Here is a 20,277-nt window from a genome sequence, read left to right as displayed (position 1 = left end):
ACACCCTAGCGAGTTGATGCCTATCATGTCAAATGTTGCAATTCAAAAGCCAATAAACGCCACAATGACCATTTCAAAAGCAGGAATTGACCACATATCCAAAGATGAAGGTTTTTCTGCCATGCCCTACGACGATATCGCTGGCAATTGCACGGTGGGTATCGGGATTCTGCTCAGTTACAGTCCATGCACGGAAAAACAGAAAAAGACCAGGTATGACTTGGCTAAATTGAACGCGACTTTTCACGATCGGCTTGAAGAAGCACAAAAATATGTTCGGTTTTATGTAAGGGAAACTGAATTGGGCCAGGCGCAATTTGATAGCTTAACCAGCTTTGTATTTAACACCGGCGTGGGAAATGCACGTGGCGTGCTTGCTTTGGCCAACAAGGGTGAACACAAACTGGTGGCTGAAGAAATGAATCGTTTTGTTTACATTACCCAGAAAAGTAAAGATGGCAAACCGAGTAAAAAACAGTACTCCAATGGACTTGCCAATCGCCGCAAACGGGAAATTGTGCCTTTTCAAGCGCAGCCTTGAGTTTAAAATCTGACCGAGGTTTCTCATAATGAACAAGTTGATATTCGTTTTGTTCCTCAGCCTTACGGCTTGCTCAAACAATTTATCGGTGGACGACCTACATGGAAACTGGTCCATCCGGAAAGAGAAATCAGCTGCTCAAATTGTTGGCATTGGAGAGGAGGAATCCTCAGCGCTGATAAATGAAAAGCTGGTGATTTCCCAGCACCAAATCCAACTTCAAAATCAGGTTTGTCAATACGACGAAATCAAACAGGGCGAACAAACTGTCACAGAGTTCCTGCAACTTTATAGATTGGATGCCAGCACCCAGTTCCCCAAGAATACTCAGGTTTTAAACCTTGAATGTGAAGGCGAGTTTTTTATTGCGCACCTCTTGAAGAGTGATTCAACGCTTTGGTTCGTTTGGTATGGGTTGTTGCTCGAAGCAACAAGAAAGCCTGCTTAGCGCAATCAAAGCAACATCGCCAATTCACGCCACGGCTCTACAGTCCAGAACCTGCGTGCCAAACCGGAAGGTGAAGGCAACACAAAAAGCAGGGTATCGCCCACTTTCCTTTCCTGCGGACCATACTGAAGCGGTCCACCCAAAAACTCCTGCCCCGCACGCTTGGAAGTGAAGGCCAGAATTCGCGGTTGGTAATGCAGTATTTTCGCCTGAAGTTCTTCACGACCAAAGTCGGAAGAGGACAACACGCTGTCGGCACCGAATGTGTGTTTCACCAAGTCGGTCAGCCCTATTCCCAGTGGCAATAGTGCAGGGTATTCGGCCGGCGTAAAGCGGTGGGGTGTCAGCCCAACCTCGAACAGGGTGGGCCAGAACTTGTTTCCGGGGCCTGCGTAATAGGCTTGCTGCATGGCTGAAACCGTGCCTGGGGCTGTGCCACAGAACACAATGTTTAGCCCGGCTTGAAGTACGTCAGGCAATACGCTCATTGGGTTGGATACTTGTTCAACATACGGCGTGGCTGGTCAGGCAAACTAAGGGCTAGTTTAAACGAAGGAGTTTTCCCTTGCGCTTCACATTCATTGTTCTGGTGTTCCTGGCGATATCAGGCTTGTCGGGCTGTAGTTCTCAACAGCTTTACAGCGCGGGCCAAGAGTGGAAGAAAAATGAATGCAACAAGATCGTCGATGTGCACGAGAGAAATCGGTGCATGCAAGGCAACCAAAATTCGCACGACGACTACAAACGCCAAACTGAAGAAGCCAGATAGCAAGGCTGGGCAGCGATAGCGAACGCTGCCCAAAGCACGTTACGAACTACTCGATAACGCGCTCGCCGATGTCACCCCAGGTTTGTATCTTGTTGGCTGTCACCTTGATCAGCGCCACTTCGGGGTGTTCGGGGCCGTTGTCAAACCACTGTTCCAGGCCCTCGTGCCACAGTTTTTTCTTCAGTTCAACATCGTCCACCACTGCGCCGGTGCCCCACACAGAAATAAAGTTGGGGCCATCATGATCAGCGAAAGTCAGTTGCACGCGGTCGTCTTCGGCCAGTTCGGCAATTTTGGTTGAATCGGATTTGGCGAAGAACCAGTTGTCTCCGTCGTATTCCACTTCACCATTGTTGGACATGGGGCGCGTGTTCACACCATGCTCTCCGACGGTTTGCATCATGCAAACATCGATTTTGGCCATCGTTTTGGCCACGTCAGCGAACTCTTGAGATTTTTCCATGAGGTCCTCCTGTTGAGAGTTTCCCGAGCAACCCACCGGGGGCAACCAGGATGTGTTGGAAAGGTCTTGCCTGGAGTGATTGAAATACAAGGGCGACATCCATTTGTCAAAACACGTTGGGTTTTGCCGACAACCGCCATGTATTCAAAATGTCTAGCGCACCTTGCAATTCAATCACCCCAATATAAACACCGCTGGGTGGCGTGGCCAAACTTTGGGTTGGGTCTGGAGGATGCGGGAAATTTGTGGGGTGGCTTTTAGTCGGCCATTACCGGCATTTGGACTAACCGGTGAGGCGTCTGAGTTCTGGTAAGAAGCCGACCTTGAAACATCTAACCGGATTTGATAATGATCCGGTCCTTCAGAATTGAAATCTAAGCTCTCCTTTTGTCGGCGTATAACCAGGGTTTATTTTTCATCCTCTTCATGCAATCCTTGGCAAACATTTAAAATAGTTGAGTTGAAGAAAAAACTGGCGATATTCGGTTAAATGGATATCACCGTTATTGTTTGATCAATCAAGTCAGGAACCTGAAAGTGCCGCATCCGAACCATCACAGCCACACGAGTGCAGATCAGCGAATCGAGAGTCTTGGCATTCAACTTCCCGTCGAAAGCGGCCCCGCGGGAAGTTACGTATCCGCCGTTCAGTCAGGAACCTTGCTTTTTGTTTCAGGCAAAGCACCACTTCCCATTGGCGGCAAGGTGCCCAAAGGCCGCCTCGGCAAAGAATACTCGACGGAAGAGGGCTACGCTCTTGCACGCTCGGCCTGCATCAATCTGCTAGCCACGGTTAAGAGCGCACTGCAGTCTCTCGATCAGGTAGCCAAATTTGTGGAGATCCAGGGTTCGCTTTGCACCGTTCCAGAGTTCGAAGATCATGCGCGGGTCCTAGACGGTGCCTCCGATCTCCTGGTCGAGATATTTGGCCCTTCTGGCCTACATGCCCGCTCGGTCGTTGGCGTCTACACCCTACGCAACGGTGTGCCCCTGACGCTCAAGGCTACGATCGAAGTCAAACCGAAGTAGTCCATGCAGGTGCCCAACCCTTCAGGCAGAGTCGAGCTACTTGCCGTGTCGACGCCACAGCAAATTGAGCAAGGGTTTGACACTGGTGCCGTGCACGACAATTGACAACGTAATGACAATCAAGGTTAGGTAAGTTAGCTCGCGTGCCAGTGCTTCCGGAAGACCGTGTTGAATCGCATACATCAAGTAATACACGGAGCCGATTCCGCGCACGCCAAACCATCCTGCAATGCCGCGCACTCGCCACGACGTCTGGGTGCCGATCAATCCAATGGCAACACTGACCGGGCGTGCCACGACAAACACGAATACCGCGAGGCTGACCGATTGCCAGTTCCAGTAATCTAAAAAAAGCATGCCGCCTACAAGAAGAACCAGCATCAGCTCCGACAGCCGCTCTAAATGTTCCTTGAACACCAGTGCTTCGCCGCTCACAATCGGCGGCGTCGCCGCGCCGGAATCATCGCCTGCAACAACCGGTTCGGCAACGCCTGCGCCGAGTTGCTCAGGCTTCACACCAATGGCGCGTGCAAGCTTGAGTTCGGTATGGCGCAACGCGACAGCAGCGAAAAACACAGCAAGAAATCCCCAAGCCTGCAAAACCTCGCTTAACCCATAAACGATCGCAATCAACCCCAAGCCGACCAGGTCATCGAGTACATCATGCTCTGCGTTGGCACCGCGAAGCCGCCACACGAGTTTTCCGATTGCAACGCCGCTTAACACGCCTATCCCAATCGCAACAGCGGTCGCCCACACCACATCGACGACAAGCCAGCGCCATCCCGTGCCTCCCAAATCGTGCAAGCCAAGCAGCCCCAAGCCAAGCATGACGAATGGGAAGGCCGCGCCATCATTCATACCGGCTTCGCATGTCAGTGTGAACCGGAGTTGATCCTTGTCGCCCGGATAGCGGGATTGCGTATCGGCTGCCAACACTGGATCGGTGGGGGCAAGCACCGCGCCCAGCAAGACGCAAGCACCTAGCGGCAATTTGAGTACGATGTAAGCACAGGCTGCAATGAGAGATACCGTTACCACCATGGAGATAGAAGCCAGACGTAGCGGCGCTTGCCAATCCGCAATTTGAACCGGTACCGGCATTTTGACGCCGGCTGAAAACAGGGAGATGAGCACCGCAATCTCCGTCAGCATTTCCAGAACGGATGATTGCTTGACCGGATCGAAATAAAACAAGTTGAGAATAGTCGGCCCTAACAAAAGACCAACGGCGAGATAAACAATTGCCGGGGTGAAAGGAAGCCGCAGCAGATATCGACTACCGAGTCCTCTGCTCAACATCAGGAAACCGATGAGAAGAAACCACAATTCAATTGACATTGTCGTCCTGCAAGAAACATTGTGTGGACCTGGACAAATGGATGGACAGCCAAGCGCTTTAAACTGTGGCGACAAAGGTAAGTGATGTTACCCACCCACAACTGATTGGGCCCTGCTCAGAGAACGTCTCAGGTCAGGTAAGGTGCACCAGCGGGCCCTGGTGTATCTCGAAAGCTTTGTTGACTGCCTGATCAACAGGGCTGGCCTGTCGATGCCTTTTGCGCCAGGCGTAAAAACATTGGTGGACTTTTTTCAGGCGCGAGGGTGTCAAAGGCATGACAGAAAAAGTGCGGCACCTGTTTGAAGGGAAATACTGTTAATTCTGCAGGGGCAGTGGGCACTCACCCCACCTCACAACAAATCTCCACATCCTTGCTCAACAAAAAACCGGGCGAAATACCAAACATGGTTTTGAACGATGTACTCAGGTGGGCAGAGTCTGAAAAACCGGCACCAAGTGCTGCATCAGTCAAACTGGCCCCCTTGGACACAGCCTGCGCCACATGCGCCATGCGTCGCCAAAGTCGATACCGCCTGAAAGGCAGCCCCACTTCTTGGGCAAACAAGGCCCTGAAACGGGAACTCGACAGGCAGGCCAGACTGGCAGCCTCTTCAATCGAATTGAACTGGGCAGGGCACGCTTCGATTTCCTCAAGCACATGCCTGATTCTTGAAGATGACTCGGGTCGACTACATCGGGGAAAACACCCTTCAATGTCTTTCAGGGACAAACGGGCGCTGTCGATTCCGCACAAGGTATTTCGTGCTTCATGCAACAAGGTTTCTGTGACCAGTCGGGCTTTGTCTTGCAGAGGGTCCAGGTAATAGAAAACCATCTTCGCCTGATCACTGCATTTCAAATGGTGAAGGGTGCCACCGGGAATCAATGCTGCAGAAACCTGGTTCCAATCACTCCAACCCTTCATTTTTGACCAGGTGCGCAACAACATGGGCTCATTCAGCGAGAACGCCAGGGTGCAAGCTGCATTCAGATGAGGCTCAAGATTCAAACCGGGGCCAATGTAGGCTGCTCTTGAGGGACCAATCAACAGTTTCATTTTCTCAGGCACTTTTTAAAAGTTTGTCTGCGCGCGTTCAAGCACAATAACTGATGTCACTTGCCGATGGAGAAACCCAATGACCTGGATCACCACCCTCAGCCTTTTGCTGGGCACAATCATTCATGCCTTGCCAGTCACAGGTGCGCTTGGGGCCACCTGGCTACAAAAACTGTACGGCATTGAGTTTTCCGAGCCCAATACCCTGCTGCTGATGCAACACCGCGCCTTGTTGTTCGGCGTGGTTGCCCTGGTTTTTGTGTACGCCTTGTTTCAACCAGACTACCGTGTGTTTGCACTGGTGCTAGGGCTTATAAGCACGGTGGGCTTTGTGGTTTTGGCCATGCCTTTTGAGCACTACAACGCCTTGGTAGTCAGGGTGGCCAAAATTGACTGGGTACTCATCGTGTTTCTCGTGATCGGGCTGTTGAATGAACTGTTTTTTCTCAAACGCTGAGCCTGTGCAGAATTGATTCGCCCTGGAACATTCACTACCATGTGCATCATCCGTTCAATTCAAAAGCCAGCACCATGCTTCAGTACCTCACCATCCCGGTCACCCCGTTTGCCCAAAACTGTTCCATCGTGTGGTGCAGTGAAACCAACAAGGCAGCGATCATCGACCCGGGTGGTGATCTTGAAAAGCTCACCAAGGCCATTGCCGATCGCAATTTGCAGCTCGAAGCCATTTGGCTGACCCATGCGCACATTGACCACGCAGGCGGCGTGGCGGAACTGGCCAGCAAACTGAACCTGCCCATTATCGGCCCGCACGTGGGCGACCAGTTCTGGATCGACCGGCTGGCAGACCAAAGCCGCATGTTCAATTTCCCCTTGTCCAAACCCTTCACACCCAACCGCTGGCTGGTTGATGGTGACACGGTTCAAATCGGCAATTCCACCTTGAATGTTCGCCATTGCCCCGGCCACACACCGGGCCACGTGGTGTTTCATTCCCCAGAAGCTCAACGCGCTTTTGTGGGCGATGTGCTGTTTGTAGGCAGCATGGGCAGAACCGACTTTCCCGGTGGCGACCACGACACCCTGATTGACAGCATCCGCAACCGCCTGTGGCCCATGGGCAATGAAACTGTGTTCATTCCGGGCCACGGGCCAGAAGGCAGCTTTGGTGAAGAACGCCGCCGCAACCCCTATGTTCGTGATTTGCAGTTCTAGGTCGCGCTTTATTCCTGCCCCACCCAAAACGCCCCGATGATGGTTTTGACATCGCTCACTTCGCCGGCCTTGATCTGCTTCATCAACTCCGCAGGCTCTACCAGCACAACATCCAGAAATTCGTTGTGATCCAGCTTGCGTTCCTGCAGCGTAAGGCCACGCGCCACATACAACTCTATTTTCTCGGTTGAATAGGAAATGACCGGGTGAATGGTGGTGAGGTGTTCCAGCGACTGGGCCACATAACCTGTTTCCTCAAGCAATTCGCGGTGGGCCGTGGCCACAGGGTCTTCACCAGGATCAATTTTGCCAGCGGGGAATTCCAGAAATACTCGGTGCAAGGGGTAGCGAAATTGCCGTTCCATCACAAAACGACCATCGTCAAGAATCGGGATAATGGCCACAGCGCCGGGGTGCACAGTGTATTCGCGCACCGACTCCTCCCCGTTGGGCAGGCGCACCGTGTCACGGTTTACTTTCATCAATTGTCCATCAAACACGCGCGTGCTGGTGATGCAGGTTTCTTCAAGGTGTTTTTCTGAATTGGGCATGGTCATGAATTGTCAGTGGAACAAGTCTCGCATTTGATCACATTGAATTCTCGGTGTTAACCCTAGACTTGCCGGTGGTAAACTCAATCGCCAGCCTTTTATGAATTCTCCTATGTCTCTGCTTTCCAGCCTTCTATTGCTTATCGTGGTGGCCCGTTTGTTCGGGCGGCTGTTTGCGCGCTACAACCAGCCCGAACTGATCGGTGAAATTCTGGCTGGCGTGTTGCTGGGCCCAGCCCTTCTGGGTTTGATCGAGCCCAACAAAGCATTGGCTGGGGTTACTGAACTGGCCGTATTCCTGATCATTCTAAATGCTGGCCTTGAAATGCGCTTCTCCGACATCTTTGGTGCGATGAAAGGCCGTGGCCTACTGCTGGCAGCCATCAGCTTTTTCATTCCGTTCGGGGGCGGCGTGCTGGTGGCTGCCGCATTCGAGCAAGACATCATGCGAATGATTTTTCTGGGCCTGTGCATTTCCATCACCGCACTGCCGGTCGCTGTGAAGTTGATGGACAGCTTGGGTATTCTTCACACACCCATTGCCAAATTTTCATTAGCCACTGCAGTGGTCAACGACGTGGCAGCCCTGTTCATTCTGGGCATTGTGCTGAACCTGCCTGAAACATTGACCCTGGGAGACGCGAGCTCAGCCGTGGGTATTGCCACGCTGAAGCTGATTGCAATGGGGCTTGTGGTGTTGTGCTTGAACCAGCTGCTGAACTGGCTTGAAAAACGCAACGTCAACGTTCAGGCCCTGCCGGAGGCCATGATTCGCGTGTTTGGTCCTGAAGCGCTGTTTGGCATCGTGATTGTGTTTGTGCTGATATTTGGCACCATCAGTGAAGCGCTGGGTTTCCACTTCGTGATTGGCGCATTTTTTGGTGCGCTGTTTCTGGACAAGAAGCACTTCATTGCCTCGCGCTACAAGGATCTGCAAAGCACCCTTGGTTCAGTCACCAATGGCTTTCTGGGTCCGATCTTCTTTGCCTACCTTGGCCTTGAACTGCAACTGGTCAGCCTCAGCGATTGGGAGTTCCCATTGATCGTCATCGTTGTATCCATTGTCACCAAGCTGTTTGCCGGGTGGCTGGGCGGCTTGATGGTGGGCATGGAACACCGGGAGGCCATGGGCTTGGGTGCTGTGTTGAACGGCCGTGGCGTCATGGAACTGGTGGTCGCGGGCATCGCCTACCAGAATGGTTTCATTGGGCCCACCATGTTCTCCACATTGGTATTGATGGGCATTGTGACCACCTTCCTGACCCCGATTTTCTTCAAGCAGATTTATCGGGGCAACAAGCTGGAAGAGTACAGGCAGGAAAGCAGGTAAATATTTCTGCCTACTGCCCCAGCCAGGCAACCTCTCTGGCGCGGGGTGATCCCCACTGCAATCACCACTGCATAGATCACCCGCTGTTTCTCAACCCTGTTGCAATGCCATTGATCGACAGGTGCACACCCCGGGCCACGCGCTCGTCCAGCTCGCCTTGCCGGTGCCTGCGCAGCAGTTCAACCTGCACATGGTTCAGTGGGTCCACATAAGGAAAGCGCGCTTCAATAGACCGCTTGAGCAGGGGGTTGTCGGCCAGCAATTCATTTTGCCCCGTCAACCACAACAAACCGTCCACAGCGCGCGCGTGCTCGGCTGCAATCTGCCCAAACACCTTTTCACGCAAGGCAACGTCTTCCACCAGCGCAGCATAACGCGAAGCAATCGCCATGTCGGCCTTGGCCAGCACCATGTTCAAGGTGGACAGCATGGTGTTGAAGAAAGGCCATGTCTTTGCCATCGCCTGAAGCTCCGCCCGCTCACCCAGAGCAAGCGTGTCGCGCAGTGTGGCCACCGCCGTGCCAAAGCCGTACCAACCGGGCAACATCACCCGGCTTTGCGCCCAACTGAACACCCAGGGAATGGCCCGCAGGTCTTCAATCGTCCAGTCGGCCTTGCGTGAAGCAGGGCGGCTGCCAATATTCAAACTGGCAATTTCGGAAATCACTGTAGACTGCTTGAAATACTCCAGAAATCCATCCGTGTTGTACACCAACTCACGATAAGCACTGAAGGCCAAATCCGACAACTTCGCCATCAAATCCAGGTAGTGGCCGGGCACGTCACGCGTCAGCTCCGTGTGCTCGGAAACCATCAGGTTGGCCGACACCAGCACTTCCAGGTTGCGCCGGCCCAGCGACTCAATGCCGTACTTGGCGGCAATCACTTCGCCCTGCTCGGTCAGGCGAATTCGCCCATCCACCGCACCGGGAGGCTGGCCCAGAATGGCGTGGTAACTGGAACCACCGCCACGCCCAACTGACCCGCCTCGGCCATGGAACAGGCGAATGTTCACGCCATGCTTTGCAAACACGTCCACCAAGCCGATTTCTGCTTGGTACAGACTCCAGCCGGATGTGACAAAACCACCATCCTTGTTGCTGTCTGAATAACCCAACATCACTTCCTGCACATCGCTGCGCGAGGCCACCAAGGCCCGATACTCGGCGATGCCAAACAACTGGTCCATGATGGCGGGTGCGGCCTGCAGGTCTTCAATGGTTTCAAACAGCGGCACCACATTCACCGCCAATTCGCGGGTGGCGACATTCAGCAAATGCGATTCTTTCAACAACACAGCCAGTTCAAGCAGGTCACTGACCGACGCTGTTTTGGAAATGATGCAGTTTTGAATGGCGGCGGCACCCAGCATGTCGTGGGCCAGCTTGGCTTTGCGAAAAATCGCCATTTCAGAATGCGTGCGTTCGCTGTAGTGCAGCGAATTGCTGAACAACAAACGGGGTGTGCGCAATTCATTGCACAACAACTCAACACGTTCAGCTTCAGTGCACGCCAGGTAATCGGTACAGCCCAGGCTAGCCTGTTTGAACAGGTCGGCCACTACATCTTCAAACACATCGCTGTTTTGCCGCAGGTCCAGTGCCATGAGCGAAAACCCGAACACTTTCACTTTGCGGGCCAACAAGGCCAAACGGCCCTCGGCAATGCGCTGCATGCCGTTCTCGCTCAAGGCACTGAACAAGGTGTTCAAATCAAGCAGCAAGTCCGCCGGGCTGGCATAGGCTTGTACTACGCATTCGCCCTGCTGCGCCTGTTGCAAGGTTGCCTCCAGCCGCTTTTGAATGGCCACGCAAGCGCGGCGCAGGGTTTCATCCAAGCGGTGGGCAGAGTCTTCACCCGAGGTGTTGGCCAGTGCAGTCAGCGGTGGGTTGGGCTTCAGGAAATAGTCGGTCACGCTGAATTCGCGGATCAGGCAATTCATTTCTTCAAGGTAATGAACAAGCGCTTTGCTGCTTTGAATTTTAAGGGTGGTATCCAAAACCTGTGCAGTCACAAATGGGTTCCCATCGCGGTCGCCACCAATCCACGAGCCCACGGTCAGCACCTTGCCCAGTGGGTCTTCCTCAACGGGTAAGAAATTGTCGGTGCTGGGCAGGTTCAGCAGGCTTTGCAGCTTGCGGTACACCTGCGGCACCTGAGCAAAAAAAGTGGAATCGAAATAGGCCAGGGCGTTGTTCACTTCATCAATCACGCTCAGCTTGTTTCTGCGCAGCAGACGGGTCAGGAACAGGCGTTGCACGGCGGCCTTCAATTCATCGCGCCAGGCTTGTGCTTCTTCCTTGGTCAGCTGAATTTCATCGCGTTGGCGGATCAGGGCAATAATGCTTTGTTGTGCGTCCAGCACGCTTTTGCGTTGCACCTCCGTCGGGTGCGCAGTCAACACCGGCACCGATTCGGTTTGCTTCAAACGCGCCAACAAGTTGTCACGGTTCACGCCCACCCGGTTCAATTCGGGAATGGTGTAATCCAGGCTGGCTTCACGGGCTGGCATACCAGCCAGTTCATGCTGTCGGTTGCGGCGAATCAAGTGGCAGTCTTCCGCAATGTTGCTCAACATAGAAAAAATCGAGAACGAGCGAATCAAGGAAATGGTTTCGTCTTGCGACAAGGCTTCCAGCCGTGCCTCCAGCTGCGCACGGGCTGCCTTGTCATCAAAGCGGCGGTACTGCACTGACAACTGCCGCACTTCCTCAATGGCTGCAAACACGGGCTGGCCCTGTTGCTCGGCAATGATTTCACCCAGCAGGGCACCCAGCAGGCGAATGTCGTCGCGCAGTTGCTGGTCTTTGTCTTCGATGTTCACAGTCCGTCCTCCGACCAAATTGCGCCTGCCCGCATGGCCATGGCTGTGGCCGATGAGGGGCCATACGTGCCGCTGGTGTAGGGCACAGGCTCCATGCCATGGCTTTTCAGATCATTCAAAATTCGATCGACAAATTGCCATTGGGTTTGTACTTCATCCCGACGCAAAAACAGGCCCAAGCGGCCACGCAGAATGTCGGTAATCAGGCGCTCATAAGCATCGCGCACCGGAATGCGCCAGGTGTTGAAAAAATCCAGATCGAGTGACACTGGCTTCAAGCGTTCGCGTTCACCGGGTGTTTTCGCGAGCAACTTCAATTCCAGTTTGTCTTCGGGTTGGAGGTGAATCACCAACTGGTTGCCCACCCATTGCCCGCCCACCGGTTCAAACAAGGGCTTGGGCACATCGCGAAACTGGATCACGATTTCTGCAAAACGGCGCGGCATGCGCTTGCCCGTTCGAATCAGAAAGGGCACACCGGCCCAGCGCCAGGTTTGCACCTCGGTGCGAAACGACACATAAGTTTCAGTGGTTGAATTGGCCGCCACACCTTTTTCATCACGGTACTTGGGCACAGGCTGGCCTTTCACATAGCCTTCGCAATACTGGCCCACCACAATTTCGGGAATACCGCTGACCTGCGGCACTTTCAGTGAACGCAACACTTTCAGTTTTTCATCGCGCAGCGAATTTGCTTCCAGGGATACGGGCGGCTCCATGGCCACAGTGGCCAACAACTGCAACATGTGGCTTTGCACCATGTCACGCAGTGCACCGGCATGTTCGTAAAAACCGGCGCGGTTTTCGACACCCAGGTCTTCGGCCACGGTGATTTGCACATGGGCCACATGTTCGCGGGTCAACAGGGGTTCGAAAATACGGTTACCCAAACGCAAGGCCAACAGGTTTTGCACCGCCTGCTTGCCCAAATAATGGTCAATTCGATACACCTGCGATTCATCCAGCTTGGCCGCCACAGCTTCCTCAATCAGAGCCGATTCTTTGGCATTGAAGCCCAACGGCTTTTCCAATACCAGGCGCAAGCGGGCAGGGTCACGCACTGTGGGTATGCAATTGATCAGGTCAATAAAGCGGGAAGAAGGCAGGGCCGCGTAATGCACCACCGGTTCCGGGCAATTTGCGACTGCACTGGCCATGGCCACGCACGATTGTGCCGTGCCCAGTACCACCTGCAGGGTTTGCAAAAAAGGCAGCAGGGCGGAAATGGACTGACGAGCGGCTTCATCGCCCGCCGCCTGCAGGAAAGCATCTACCTGGGCCAAGGCCTCTGCTGGACTCAAGGCTTCCCGCTGTGCAAAGATGATTTTTGATTCAGCAGCGAAGTAACCGGATTTGGCCAAATGGGCCAGCGCAGGAATGATTTTGCGTTTGGCCAGATCGCCACCCGCACCGTGCAACACAAATGTGAACGAGCCTACGGGCAGGGGAGAATTGTCGGTCATGTTGGCATCCAGGTCAGTTACATTAATTGCTTGTTTTTTGTAATTATGTTACAAACACTTCACCTCTACAAGCCATCTTATCAAGGTCTGTGCGATGACTACGACACTTCACTCTACGTTGCTGGCGCTTCGCGAGCAAATCGAACAACGCTCCAAAGCAAGCCGCACAGCCTATTTGAACAGCTTGCCACAAGGTCCGCAAAACCGCACTGCAGTGGGTTGTGCCAATCTGGCCCACACCACGGCCATTTACCCCAGCAGCACCAAGCGTGTCATTTCATTACACAAATCACCCCACATCGGCATTGTGACGGCTTACAACGACATGCTGTCTGCCCATCAACCTTTCGTGGACTACCCCGAAAAAATTGCGCTACATGCACGTGCATTGGGCGCCACCACGCAAGTGGCAGGTGGCACGCCCGCCATGTGCGACGGCGTGACCCAAGGCCGCGAGGGCATGGAACTGTCCCTGTTCTCGCGCGATGTGATTGCCCTCTCAGCTTGTGTGGGTTTGTCCCATGACGTGTTCGATGGTGCCATTCTGCTGGGCGTGTGCGACAAAATCGCACCCGGCCTGCTGATCGGTGCATTGGGCTTTGGTCACCTGCCTTTTGTGTTCATCCCGGCCGGGCCCATGGAAACAGGTTTGTCCAATTCCGAGAAAGCAAAAACACGCCAACTGGCTGCACAGGGCAAAGCTACCCGCGAAGTCTTACTGCAATCTGAAGAAAAGGCCTACCACAGCGCTGGCACCTGCACCTTTTACGGCACCGCCAACTCCAACCAGTTGATGCTCGACTTCATGGGTTTGCAGTTTCCCGGTGGCGCGTTCAACCTGCCCACCAGCCCGCAACGCCAGGCACTGATTGCAGAAAGCGTGCGCGCGATTGAAAGTGCTACACGCAACCCGGCGCTGAGGCTAGGTACGCTGGTGGACTCGCGTTGCCTGATGAATGCCTTGGTAGGCTTGATGGCCTCGGGTGGATCGACCAACCACACCATTCACTGGATCAGCGTGGCCCGAGCCGCTGGCTACCTGATCAACTGGAGCGACCTCGAAGTCATTTCCAGCGTGACACCACTACTGACCCGCGTGTACCCCAATGGGTCTGAAGACGTGAATGCCTTTCACGCCGCAGGCGGCACCGCGGGGCTGCTCGCCACCCTGATTAACGGTGGCCTTGTAGACGGTGAAGCCCCCACCCTGTGGGGCACCAGCCTGGCCGACACCGTTGCTGAAGTGCTACCCAACGCAGAAACATTTTCAACCCGCAAACCGGAAGCGACGCGCAACAGGGAAATATTGCGGCCCCACGATGACCCTTTCGAGCTGGATGGCGGTATTCGCCTGATGCAAGGCAATCTGGGGCGGGGCGTGTGCAAGGTTTCAGCCGTTAAACACGAACACCGCCTGGTGGAAGCGCCTTGCCGCGTGTTCACCGACCAGCAACAGGTCATTGATGCTTTCGATCGGGGCGAGTTGACCCAACCCGTGGTGGTGGTGGTTGCCCACCAAGGACCCCGCGCCAATGGCATGCCGGAACTGCACAAGCTCACCCCCCTACTGGGCGTTCTGCAAGATCAAGGCTTGCCCGTGGCCTTGGTGACCGACGGGCGGATGAGCGGTGCTTCCGGCAAAGTGTTGTCAGCGATTCACATTTGCCCGGAAGCCAAAGCTGGTGGCCCCATTTCCCGCCTGCGCGATGGCGACATGGTCCGCGTGGACGCCGACGAAGGCCTGCTGCACACCACGGCCAACCTGGATGAACGCGAGCCCATGCCCACGCCACCCCAGGCCGTAAGCCACGGGCGTGGCTATTTCCAGGTGTGGCGCAACACCGTGAGCAGCGCCGAAGAAGGTGCCAGCAATTTGTTTGCCGAGTAACAGGAGCAACCCCATGCAAAATTCTTCAAACCACAGTGAGCCCGGCACCGAACAAGACACTGAGCAGGACGCTGATCGAATTGAACGAACCCGAAACTGGCTTCGCCAAGGCGTTCTGCCAGTCGTGGTGATTTCCAGCGTGAAGCAGGGCCTTGAAATTGCCGAAGGCCTTTGCGCTGGAGGCATCACGCAAATTGAAATTACCCTGCGCACGCCAACCGCCATGCAAGCCATGGGCGACATTGCAAAGCGCTTTCCCGAAATGCGCCTGTCCGCAGGCACTGTGTTGACGGCTGAGCAATTTGATCAAAGTGCCGACCAAGGCGCCACGCTGTTCATTTCACCCGGGCTCACTGAAACACTGGCTGACCATGCGTTAGAAAAGGGGTATGCCTGGGTGCCGGGTGTGGCCACAGCATCGGAAATGATGCGCGGGCTTGAGCTGGGCTTCGAGTTGCTGAAGTTTTTCCCTGCCATGGCAGCAGGTGGACCCAAAGCGCTGGCGGGCATCACTGCACCACTGGCAGCAGCACTTGTGGTACCCACAGGTGGTGTGACACTTGAAAACCTGCCGCAGTGGCGTGAAATCAAGGCGGTGCAAGCGGTGGGTGGCACTTGGCTGACCGCAGGGCTGGACAATGTTACCGATGTAGCCAAAGTGGTTCAACAACGCGCGGAGCAGGCTGTGGCGGCATGGAATGGAACCGTGTTGGTATGACCCTGAATGCAGTTTGCCCTGACTAGCCGTGTCTTGCCCGATCCCCATTTGAACCAGGCTTCTGTTTAGGCCTCCCCGGCGTGCCTTGCCCGATCCCGCACAGAAAACCGCTCATCCCTTTTTGAAACAAGGCTTTGCATTCACGTCAACCCGACAAAACAGACGGTCGGGTTGATGTGTCGCCCTCGGTTTCACCTTCTGGCGAGCATTGAAGCCTTGTTTCAAACGGGGCGGTTTTCCTGGATGTGCGGAACAGGCAAGCGCACTGCCGGGAAGACCTTGAAGCAGCCGGTTCTTGCGCGAAAATGCAGCGGCGTGGCGACCACTGTACAAAGGCCCTTGGAAATGCAGTGCGCTTCAGCGCTAGTGGCTTAGTCAACGCCGATACGCACCAAGACGCGGTGGATTGATTGCCTGCGTTGGCGCAAACACGATCAATCGCGAATCAGTCGCCACCAAGTTTCAGCCCATTCAGCAGCGAGGTTCCAATAGCTTCGCCATTCAAGAAAACCTGCCCGTTTGAATTAACATGCAGCGTTCGGCTGCAAGCCGACAACACACTCGACCGTCCTTTTTGTCGAGTGTGTTGAGTCAATGTGAATTTCAAAAAGGGATCTACAGGTTTTCAGGCGAGCGATTGAAATTCGCGCTGAATGGGCATTTAACCAGCAGGCGAGTTAACCAAACTCGGGTTACACCCAAGTGGCATTCACTCACCTCGCATGCCACACTTTCACCCAACATTCACAAGAACAACACCATGTCCTCCACCCTTCATAGCCCGCCCCCATTGCGGATGTCTTTCATAATCTGGGGCCTGGCCGCCGCGTTTTACCTGTTTGGTTTTTTTCAGCGTGTCACCCCGGGTGTATTGACCGAAGAACTCAGCGCCACGTTTGACCTCAGCCGCGCAGCCTTGGGCAACTTGTCCGCGTTTTACTTCTACTTTTATGCGGCCATGCAAATTCCGGTCGGCTTGTTGGTGGATCGAATCGGGCCACGCAAAATTTTGACCGTGGGCTGCATTCTAGGTGGCTTGGGTGCACTGATGTTTGGTTTTGCGCCAACCCTTGGCTGGGCTGCGGTGGGTCGCGGCCTTGTGGGTGGTTCAGTGGCTGTGGCCTGGGTGTCAATGCTGATGCTGGTGGCGCAATGGTTCTCGCCGAGTCGTTTTGCAAGCATGTCGGGCGTTAGCCTGGCTGTGGGTACCATGGGTGCCGTGCTGGCCGGGGTTCCATTGCGCGCGCTTTCGGAACTCTTTGGCTGGCGAATCGTAATGGCAGGCAGTGGCATTGTCGCGCTGTTACTGGGTGTACTGATCTGGATTTATGTTCGCGACATGCCCACGCAGCGCGGCTACAAAAACCACGTGGCCAAGCGGCCCGATACAGAAGTTCAATTGCCGCTGCTCACCGCGCTGGGGCACACCCTTCGTTTTCCAGCGGTGTGGCTGATTTTCTGGATTCCCAGCGGGGTGTGCGGTGCCATCCTGACATTCACCGGCTTGTGGGGCGTGCCCTACCTCACCACCTGGCACGGCCTGTCCGTGAAAGAAGCTTCCCTCATCGTTACCGGCATGCTGGTCGCCTTTGCCGCGGGCAGCCTGTTTTTCGGTGCACTGTCCGACAAACTCAAGCAACGAAAACTGCCTTATTTGCTTGGGGCTGCTTGCTCAATCAGCGGCTTTCTTGTGCTGGGCCTGCAGCCCGAATTGCCCGCACTTGCCGTGTCTGTGCTGCTGTGGATTTCCGCATTTGGTGGCGGGTCCATGGTGCTCAGTTTTGGGTATGTAAAGGAATCGGTTCCGCACCACCTGGGTGCTACAGCGGTAGGCATCGTCAACTTGGGTGTGATGGTTGGCCCACTGGTGCAGCAACCGCTGCTGGGTGCCATTCTGGACTACTACGCCACCGCGGAAAACATCACCGGTGCGTATTCAAAAGCGGGCATGACAGTGTGCATGCTGGTGCTGGCCGTGTGGATTGCAAGCTCCACACTGACCTTGCTGCTAAGCCGTGAAACGCACGCTAAACCACGGTTTGCGTGACCAGTGAACACCGCGCCACACACGATGCACGATCCTTGGCGTGCGGAAGCTTCGGGCCGAGGACGTTGAGCTGAACGTCGAAATTGTCGCGGCTGACCAATCAGAAAACTTGCCGACTTTGTATGTTGAGTTCAAACGGTCGCGACAGCAAAAGCCAAGACCCGACCTTCTTTTTTGGAGGGCTTGGCTTAGTACGACTCAACATGCAAAGTCGAGAAGCCAAGTTTTCGGTCAGATGGGACACTGCGGGCTCAGCGCAAAAGTCAAAACAGTTCAATGAGTCAAGCAACGCCGTTGTTGCAAGCAGGTAGGGAAGTGGCAAAGCGCGTCAGGGGGACAATGCAGCTTTACAGAAGAGAGTATAGAGGATGGAGCGCCGAGATGCTGAAGTAGCCCTCGGTCGCTCAAGACAGGGCTTAGTTAATGCAACGTAACCGGATGTTGCATCCAGGGTTTGTAACCTTCAATAAAGGCTTCGATGTCATCAATATCAGGTTCCTGGGCGGCCAGGTATTTCACCTCTTCGCGGAATCGTTCAGCCGCATCACCCTGCAAAAAGAGTTCGCGCTGATTGTTCTTGTCCACGATTTCAATGCCAAGGCTGGGTTGCCCCTCGCTCATGACCAAATCCACCACGCAGTAAAAGGGGCTATCAATCATCATTAACATCGCAAACCTCCAAATAATACTTTCAGGTTGAATATGGTGATCTCTATAGCAATTTCAAGGCCACGCGCGTGGCGTCAAACCCCTTAAGCAACAACCTCCACGAGAGTTATATCGGCAAACCAATCAGTCCATTGAGGCTCTTTCAGCAACTTTATCACTTGTTCGGGATGACTTTGGCTTTCCAGTTCAAGTAACAATACATCGGGTTGATTCAATCTTAAGGTACGAGCTAGGTGGGTTGATAGCACCAATTTAGAGGAACAACACAAACAACCGGGGCTGAGCCGCAACACATGAATGCCTTGGGCTTTGCGCGCTTCGTCCAGCCGGAACAAATCGGCCTGGGCCTGCACAGAGGCAATTGAAAAAAACTCGGTGCTCCCCATCAGGGTGATTTTTCCATGGCCATCCTGCTCAGTCAGCAATTGTTCAATCCGCTGCGCCCGATGTTCCGGATTGCGCCCAGAAACCAGAAAGACACGGGTTTTCATTTGCGCCAGAAAGCGGGGGTGAACAACACGAGAATGGTGAACATTTCCAGTCGTCCCAACAGCATGGCAAAGGAATACACCCACGTCTGAAAATCTCCAAGACTTGAGTAATTGGACGCAGGGCCCAGCACACCCAGCCCTGGCCCGGTGCAGTTAATCATGGCAATCGTGCCAGTCAATGCAGCAATCGGTTCAAGGCCAGTGAACATTTGAATCATGGTGATGGTGATGATGCTCATCCCATACATCATCATAAACGCCAGCACGCCGGAAATGACCTGGGAACTTACCACGGTGTCGCGAATGCGAACCGGGTTAACCGCTCGCGGGTGGAGGGTTCGCGACAATTCGCCCACCGCATGTTGAAACAGGATGACCGCACGCAGCATTTTGATGCCACCGCCGGTTGAACCGGCCGCAGAGGCAAATACGCTGAGGAACAACATGAACAGGGGCGCAAAAATAGGCCACTGGCCAAAATCGGTATTGGCGAAACCAGTGGTAGTTGCCACCGACACCACATTGAACAGACTAAAACGGAAGGCCTCACTGAATGTCGTGTACTGCTGGTGCGCCAAAAGGAAAGTTGCAATCAACAGCACCGACACCAACATCAACACCAAAAACCACTTGGTCTCCGGACACATCACATAGGGACGAAATGACTTGCCACGCCAGGCCAGAAAATGAATTGCAAAGTTGACGCCTGAAATCAACATGAAGGCGACCGACACCATTTCAATGGCTGGTGAATCAAAGTAGGCAAAACTGGCGTCGTGGGAAGAAAACCCGGAAAGCGACATGGTGGTTCCCGAATGCATGAACGCATCCAGCCAGGTCATGCCCGCCAGTTTGTAACTGACCGCACAGGCCAAAGACAGTGCGACATAAACCAGGTAAAGCGACTTTGCTGTTTCAGTGATTCGGGGGGTCAGTTTGCTGTCTTTCATGGGGCCTGGTGTTTCGGCCTTGAATACCTGTGAACCGCCCACACCCAACAGGGGCAAAATGGCCACCGCCAGCACGAGGATGCCCATGCCACCAATCCAAGACAACAAGTGGCGCCATATATTGATACTGGCTGGCATGGTGTCCAAACCGGTCAACACGGTGGCGCCGGTGGTTGTCAAGCCGGATACGGTCTCGAAGTAGGCGTCCGTGAAACTAAGGTCATCAAAAAACAGAACCAGGGGAATGGTGGAAAAGGCCGGAATCAGCGACCACACAGCAGACACCAGCAAGAATCCGTCACGTGGCTGCAATTCCCGCTTGAACCGCCGGGTTAAAAAATGCGCAGCAAGACCCACGAAAAATGTGATCAGGAATCCGGTTGCAAACGAGTCCACTGTAGGCTCGTTCGTTGCAAAAGCATAGGCCAGCGGAACGAGGAAAGACACGGAGAACAGCGCCGTAGCAAAGCCCAGAACGGTGACAACCGGAAAAATTGAGCTTCTCATCGCGGGTGCGCCAC

At 54.3% G+C, this 20,277-nt stretch carries 19 protein-coding genes; 9 read left to right on the top strand and 10 right to left on the bottom strand.

The genetic code is table 11. The features are described from left to right. The first annotated feature begins 64 nt into the window (after positions 1–64). Together RGQ30_RS00370 and RGQ30_RS00365 are read left to right on the top strand one after the other, a co-directional pair. Positions 65–541 carry a lysozyme gene (locus RGQ30_RS00370; RefSeq protein WP_338284599.1) on the top strand — a complete coding sequence of 159 codons (477 nt, stop codon included), beginning with the start codon at positions 65–67 and terminating at the stop codon, positions 539–541. Positions 542–569: 28 nt separating this feature from the next. After that, positions 570–989, top strand: coding sequence for a hypothetical protein (locus RGQ30_RS00365; RefSeq protein WP_130557180.1), 420 nt, complete (start codon positions 570–572; stop codon positions 987–989). Positions 990–994: 5 nt separating this feature from the next. On the opposite strand, the gene RGQ30_RS00360 is transcribed toward RGQ30_RS00365, so the two are convergent. Together RGQ30_RS00360 and RGQ30_RS00355 are read right to left on the bottom strand one after the other, a co-directional pair. Further along, positions 995–1,477: a mismatch-specific DNA-glycosylase gene (locus RGQ30_RS00360; RefSeq protein WP_130557181.1), complete on the bottom strand. Its 483-nt coding sequence runs from the start codon at positions 1,475–1,477 to the stop codon at positions 995–997. 327 nt (positions 1,478–1,804) lie between these two features. Further along, positions 1,805–2,221: a pyridoxamine 5'-phosphate oxidase family protein gene (locus RGQ30_RS00355; RefSeq protein WP_338284598.1), complete on the bottom strand. Its 417-nt coding sequence runs from the start codon at positions 2,219–2,221 to the stop codon at positions 1,805–1,807. Positions 2,222–2,731: 510 nt separating this feature from the next. On the opposite strand from RGQ30_RS00355, the gene RGQ30_RS00350 reads away from it, so the two are divergent. After that, positions 2,732–3,250 carry a RidA family protein gene (locus RGQ30_RS00350; protein WP_298218353.1) on the top strand — a complete coding sequence of 173 codons (519 nt, stop codon included), beginning with the start codon at positions 2,732–2,734 and terminating at the stop codon, positions 3,248–3,250. 36 nt (positions 3,251–3,286) lie between these two features. Here the strand turns inward: RGQ30_RS00350 and RGQ30_RS00345 are convergent, their stop codons facing one another. Further along, the gene (locus RGQ30_RS00345) at positions 3,287–4,591 is read right to left on the bottom strand and encodes a cation:proton antiporter (RefSeq protein ID WP_130557183.1); all 1,305 of its coding nucleotides are present in this window, start codon (positions 4,589–4,591) and stop codon (positions 3,287–3,289) included. A gap of 341 nt (positions 4,592–4,932) precedes the next feature. Continuing rightward, on the bottom strand, positions 4,933–5,649 hold the full coding sequence (locus RGQ30_RS00340) for a helix-turn-helix transcriptional regulator (RefSeq protein WP_130557184.1): 717 nt from the start codon (positions 5,647–5,649) through the stop codon (positions 4,933–4,935). Between the two features lie 79 nt (positions 5,650–5,728). Here RGQ30_RS00340 and RGQ30_RS00335 point away from each other — a divergent pair, with 79 nt between their 5' ends. Together RGQ30_RS00335 and RGQ30_RS00330 are read left to right on the top strand one after the other, a co-directional pair. After that, the gene (locus RGQ30_RS00335; protein WP_130557185.1) at positions 5,729–6,106 is read left to right on the top strand and encodes a phosphopantetheine adenylyltransferase; all 378 of its coding nucleotides are present in this window, start codon (positions 5,729–5,731) and stop codon (positions 6,104–6,106) included. Between the two features lie 74 nt (positions 6,107–6,180). Then, a complete protein-coding gene (locus RGQ30_RS00330) occupies positions 6,181–6,825 on the top strand; it encodes an MBL fold metallo-hydrolase (RefSeq protein ID WP_130557186.1) in 645 nt (214 codons plus the stop codon). An 8-nt stretch (positions 6,826–6,833) separates the two neighbouring features. Here the strand turns inward: RGQ30_RS00330 and RGQ30_RS00325 are convergent, their stop codons facing one another. After that, a complete protein-coding gene (locus tag RGQ30_RS00325) occupies positions 6,834–7,382 on the bottom strand; it encodes an NUDIX domain-containing protein (protein WP_130557187.1) in 549 nt (182 codons plus the stop codon). Between the two features lie 106 nt (positions 7,383–7,488). Between RGQ30_RS00325 and RGQ30_RS00320 the strand changes: the two genes are divergently transcribed. Next, entirely contained in the window at positions 7,489–8,706 is a 1,218-nt protein-coding gene (locus RGQ30_RS00320) for a cation:proton antiporter (protein WP_130558007.1), read from the top strand. A 76-nt stretch (positions 8,707–8,782) separates the two neighbouring features. On the opposite strand, the gene ppc is transcribed toward RGQ30_RS00320, so the two are convergent. Both ppc and zwf read right to left on the bottom strand, forming a co-directional pair. After that, entirely contained in the window at positions 8,783–11,530 is a 2,748-nt protein-coding gene (ppc, locus tag RGQ30_RS00315) for a phosphoenolpyruvate carboxylase (RefSeq protein WP_130557188.1), read from the bottom strand. Further along, on the bottom strand, positions 11,527–12,993 hold the full coding sequence (gene zwf, locus RGQ30_RS00310) for a glucose-6-phosphate dehydrogenase (RefSeq protein WP_130557189.1): 1,467 nt from the start codon (positions 12,991–12,993) through the stop codon (positions 11,527–11,529). The genes ppc and zwf overlap by 4 nt, the downstream gene beginning before the upstream one ends. Before the next feature lie 94 nt (positions 12,994–13,087). Here zwf and edd point away from each other — a divergent pair, with 94 nt between their 5' ends. The 3 genes from edd (at position 13,088) to RGQ30_RS00295 (ending at position 17,646) form a co-directional block, all read left to right on the top strand. Then, positions 13,088–14,881 carry a phosphogluconate dehydratase gene (edd, locus tag RGQ30_RS00305; RefSeq protein WP_130557190.1) on the top strand — a complete coding sequence of 598 codons (1,794 nt, stop codon included), beginning with the start codon at positions 13,088–13,090 and terminating at the stop codon, positions 14,879–14,881. Between the two features lie 13 nt (positions 14,882–14,894). After that, positions 14,895–15,599 (top strand): bifunctional 4-hydroxy-2-oxoglutarate aldolase/2-dehydro-3-deoxy-phosphogluconate aldolase, encoded by a 705-nt coding sequence (locus RGQ30_RS00300; protein ID WP_130557191.1) that lies wholly within the window; start codon positions 14,895–14,897, stop codon positions 15,597–15,599. A gap of 637 nt (positions 15,600–16,236) precedes the next feature. Next, positions 16,237–17,646, top strand: a complete 1,410-nt coding sequence (locus RGQ30_RS00295) for an MFS transporter (RefSeq protein WP_338284596.1) — start codon at positions 16,237–16,239, stop codon at positions 17,644–17,646. 420 nt (positions 17,647–18,066) lie between these two features. On the opposite strand, the gene RGQ30_RS00290 is transcribed toward RGQ30_RS00295, so the two are convergent. From RGQ30_RS00290 to RGQ30_RS00280, 3 genes are all read right to left on the bottom strand, one after another. Then, complete coding sequence (locus RGQ30_RS00290; RefSeq protein ID WP_130557193.1) at positions 18,067–18,315, bottom strand: BTH_I0359 family protein; 249 nt, start codon at positions 18,313–18,315, stop codon at positions 18,067–18,069. Between the two features lie 83 nt (positions 18,316–18,398). Beyond that, the gene (locus tag RGQ30_RS00285; protein ID WP_130557194.1) at positions 18,399–18,806 is read right to left on the bottom strand and encodes a GTP-binding protein; all 408 of its coding nucleotides are present in this window, start codon (positions 18,804–18,806) and stop codon (positions 18,399–18,401) included. Further along, the gene (locus RGQ30_RS00280; RefSeq protein ID WP_130557195.1) at positions 18,803–20,263 is read right to left on the bottom strand and encodes a TrkH family potassium uptake protein; all 1,461 of its coding nucleotides are present in this window, start codon (positions 20,261–20,263) and stop codon (positions 18,803–18,805) included. The genes RGQ30_RS00285 and RGQ30_RS00280 overlap by 4 nt, the downstream gene beginning before the upstream one ends. Positions 20,264–20,277: the final 14 nt, after the last annotated feature.

Origin of the sequence: Limnobacter thiooxidans, assembly GCF_036323495.1 — a bacterium.
Taxonomy (GTDB): domain Bacteria; phylum Pseudomonadota; class Gammaproteobacteria; order Burkholderiales; family Burkholderiaceae_B; genus Limnobacter; species Limnobacter thiooxidans.
The sequence above is the reverse complement of the archived record's forward strand: the minus strand, read 5'-3'. Positions and strand labels throughout refer to the sequence as shown.

Excerpts from the sequence above, each read along its gene's own strand:
- RGQ30_RS00370 (WP_338284599.1), top strand. The coding sequence starts at position 65 with ATGACCATTTCAAAAGCAGGAATTGACCACATATCCAAAGATGAAGGT.
- RGQ30_RS00365 (WP_130557180.1), top strand. The coding sequence starts at position 570 with ATGAACAAGTTGATATTCGTTTTGTTCCTCAGCCTTACGGCTTGCTCA.
- RGQ30_RS00360 (WP_130557181.1), bottom strand. The coding sequence starts at position 1,477 with ATGAGCGTATTGCCTGACGTACTTCAAGCCGGGCTAAACATTGTGTTC.
- RGQ30_RS00355 (WP_338284598.1), bottom strand. The coding sequence starts at position 2,221 with ATGGAAAAATCTCAAGAGTTCGCTGACGTGGCCAAAACGATGGCCAAA.
- RGQ30_RS00345 (WP_130557183.1), bottom strand. The coding sequence starts at position 4,591 with ATGTCAATTGAATTGTGGTTTCTTCTCATCGGTTTCCTGATGTTGAGC.
- RGQ30_RS00340 (WP_130557184.1), bottom strand. The coding sequence starts at position 5,649 with ATGAAACTGTTGATTGGTCCCTCAAGAGCAGCCTACATTGGCCCCGGT.
- RGQ30_RS00335 (WP_130557185.1), top strand. The coding sequence starts at position 5,729 with ATGACCTGGATCACCACCCTCAGCCTTTTGCTGGGCACAATCATTCAT.
- RGQ30_RS00330 (WP_130557186.1), top strand. The coding sequence starts at position 6,181 with ATGCTTCAGTACCTCACCATCCCGGTCACCCCGTTTGCCCAAAACTGT.
- RGQ30_RS00325 (WP_130557187.1), bottom strand. The coding sequence starts at position 7,382 with ATGACCATGCCCAATTCAGAAAAACACCTTGAAGAAACCTGCATCACC.
- RGQ30_RS00320 (WP_130558007.1), top strand. The coding sequence starts at position 7,489 with ATGTCTCTGCTTTCCAGCCTTCTATTGCTTATCGTGGTGGCCCGTTTG.
- zwf (WP_130557189.1), bottom strand. The coding sequence starts at position 12,993 with ATGACCGACAATTCTCCCCTGCCCGTAGGCTCGTTCACATTTGTGTTG.
- edd (WP_130557190.1), top strand. The coding sequence starts at position 13,088 with ATGACTACGACACTTCACTCTACGTTGCTGGCGCTTCGCGAGCAAATC.
- RGQ30_RS00300 (WP_130557191.1), top strand. The coding sequence starts at position 14,895 with ATGCAAAATTCTTCAAACCACAGTGAGCCCGGCACCGAACAAGACACT.
- RGQ30_RS00290 (WP_130557193.1), bottom strand. The coding sequence starts at position 18,315 with ATGTTAATGATGATTGATAGCCCCTTTTACTGCGTGGTGGATTTGGTC.
- RGQ30_RS00285 (WP_130557194.1), bottom strand. The coding sequence starts at position 18,806 with ATGAAAACCCGTGTCTTTCTGGTTTCTGGGCGCAATCCGGAACATCGG.
- RGQ30_RS00280 (WP_130557195.1), bottom strand. The coding sequence starts at position 20,263 with ATGAGAAGCTCAATTTTTCCGGTTGTCACCGTTCTGGGCTTTGCTACG.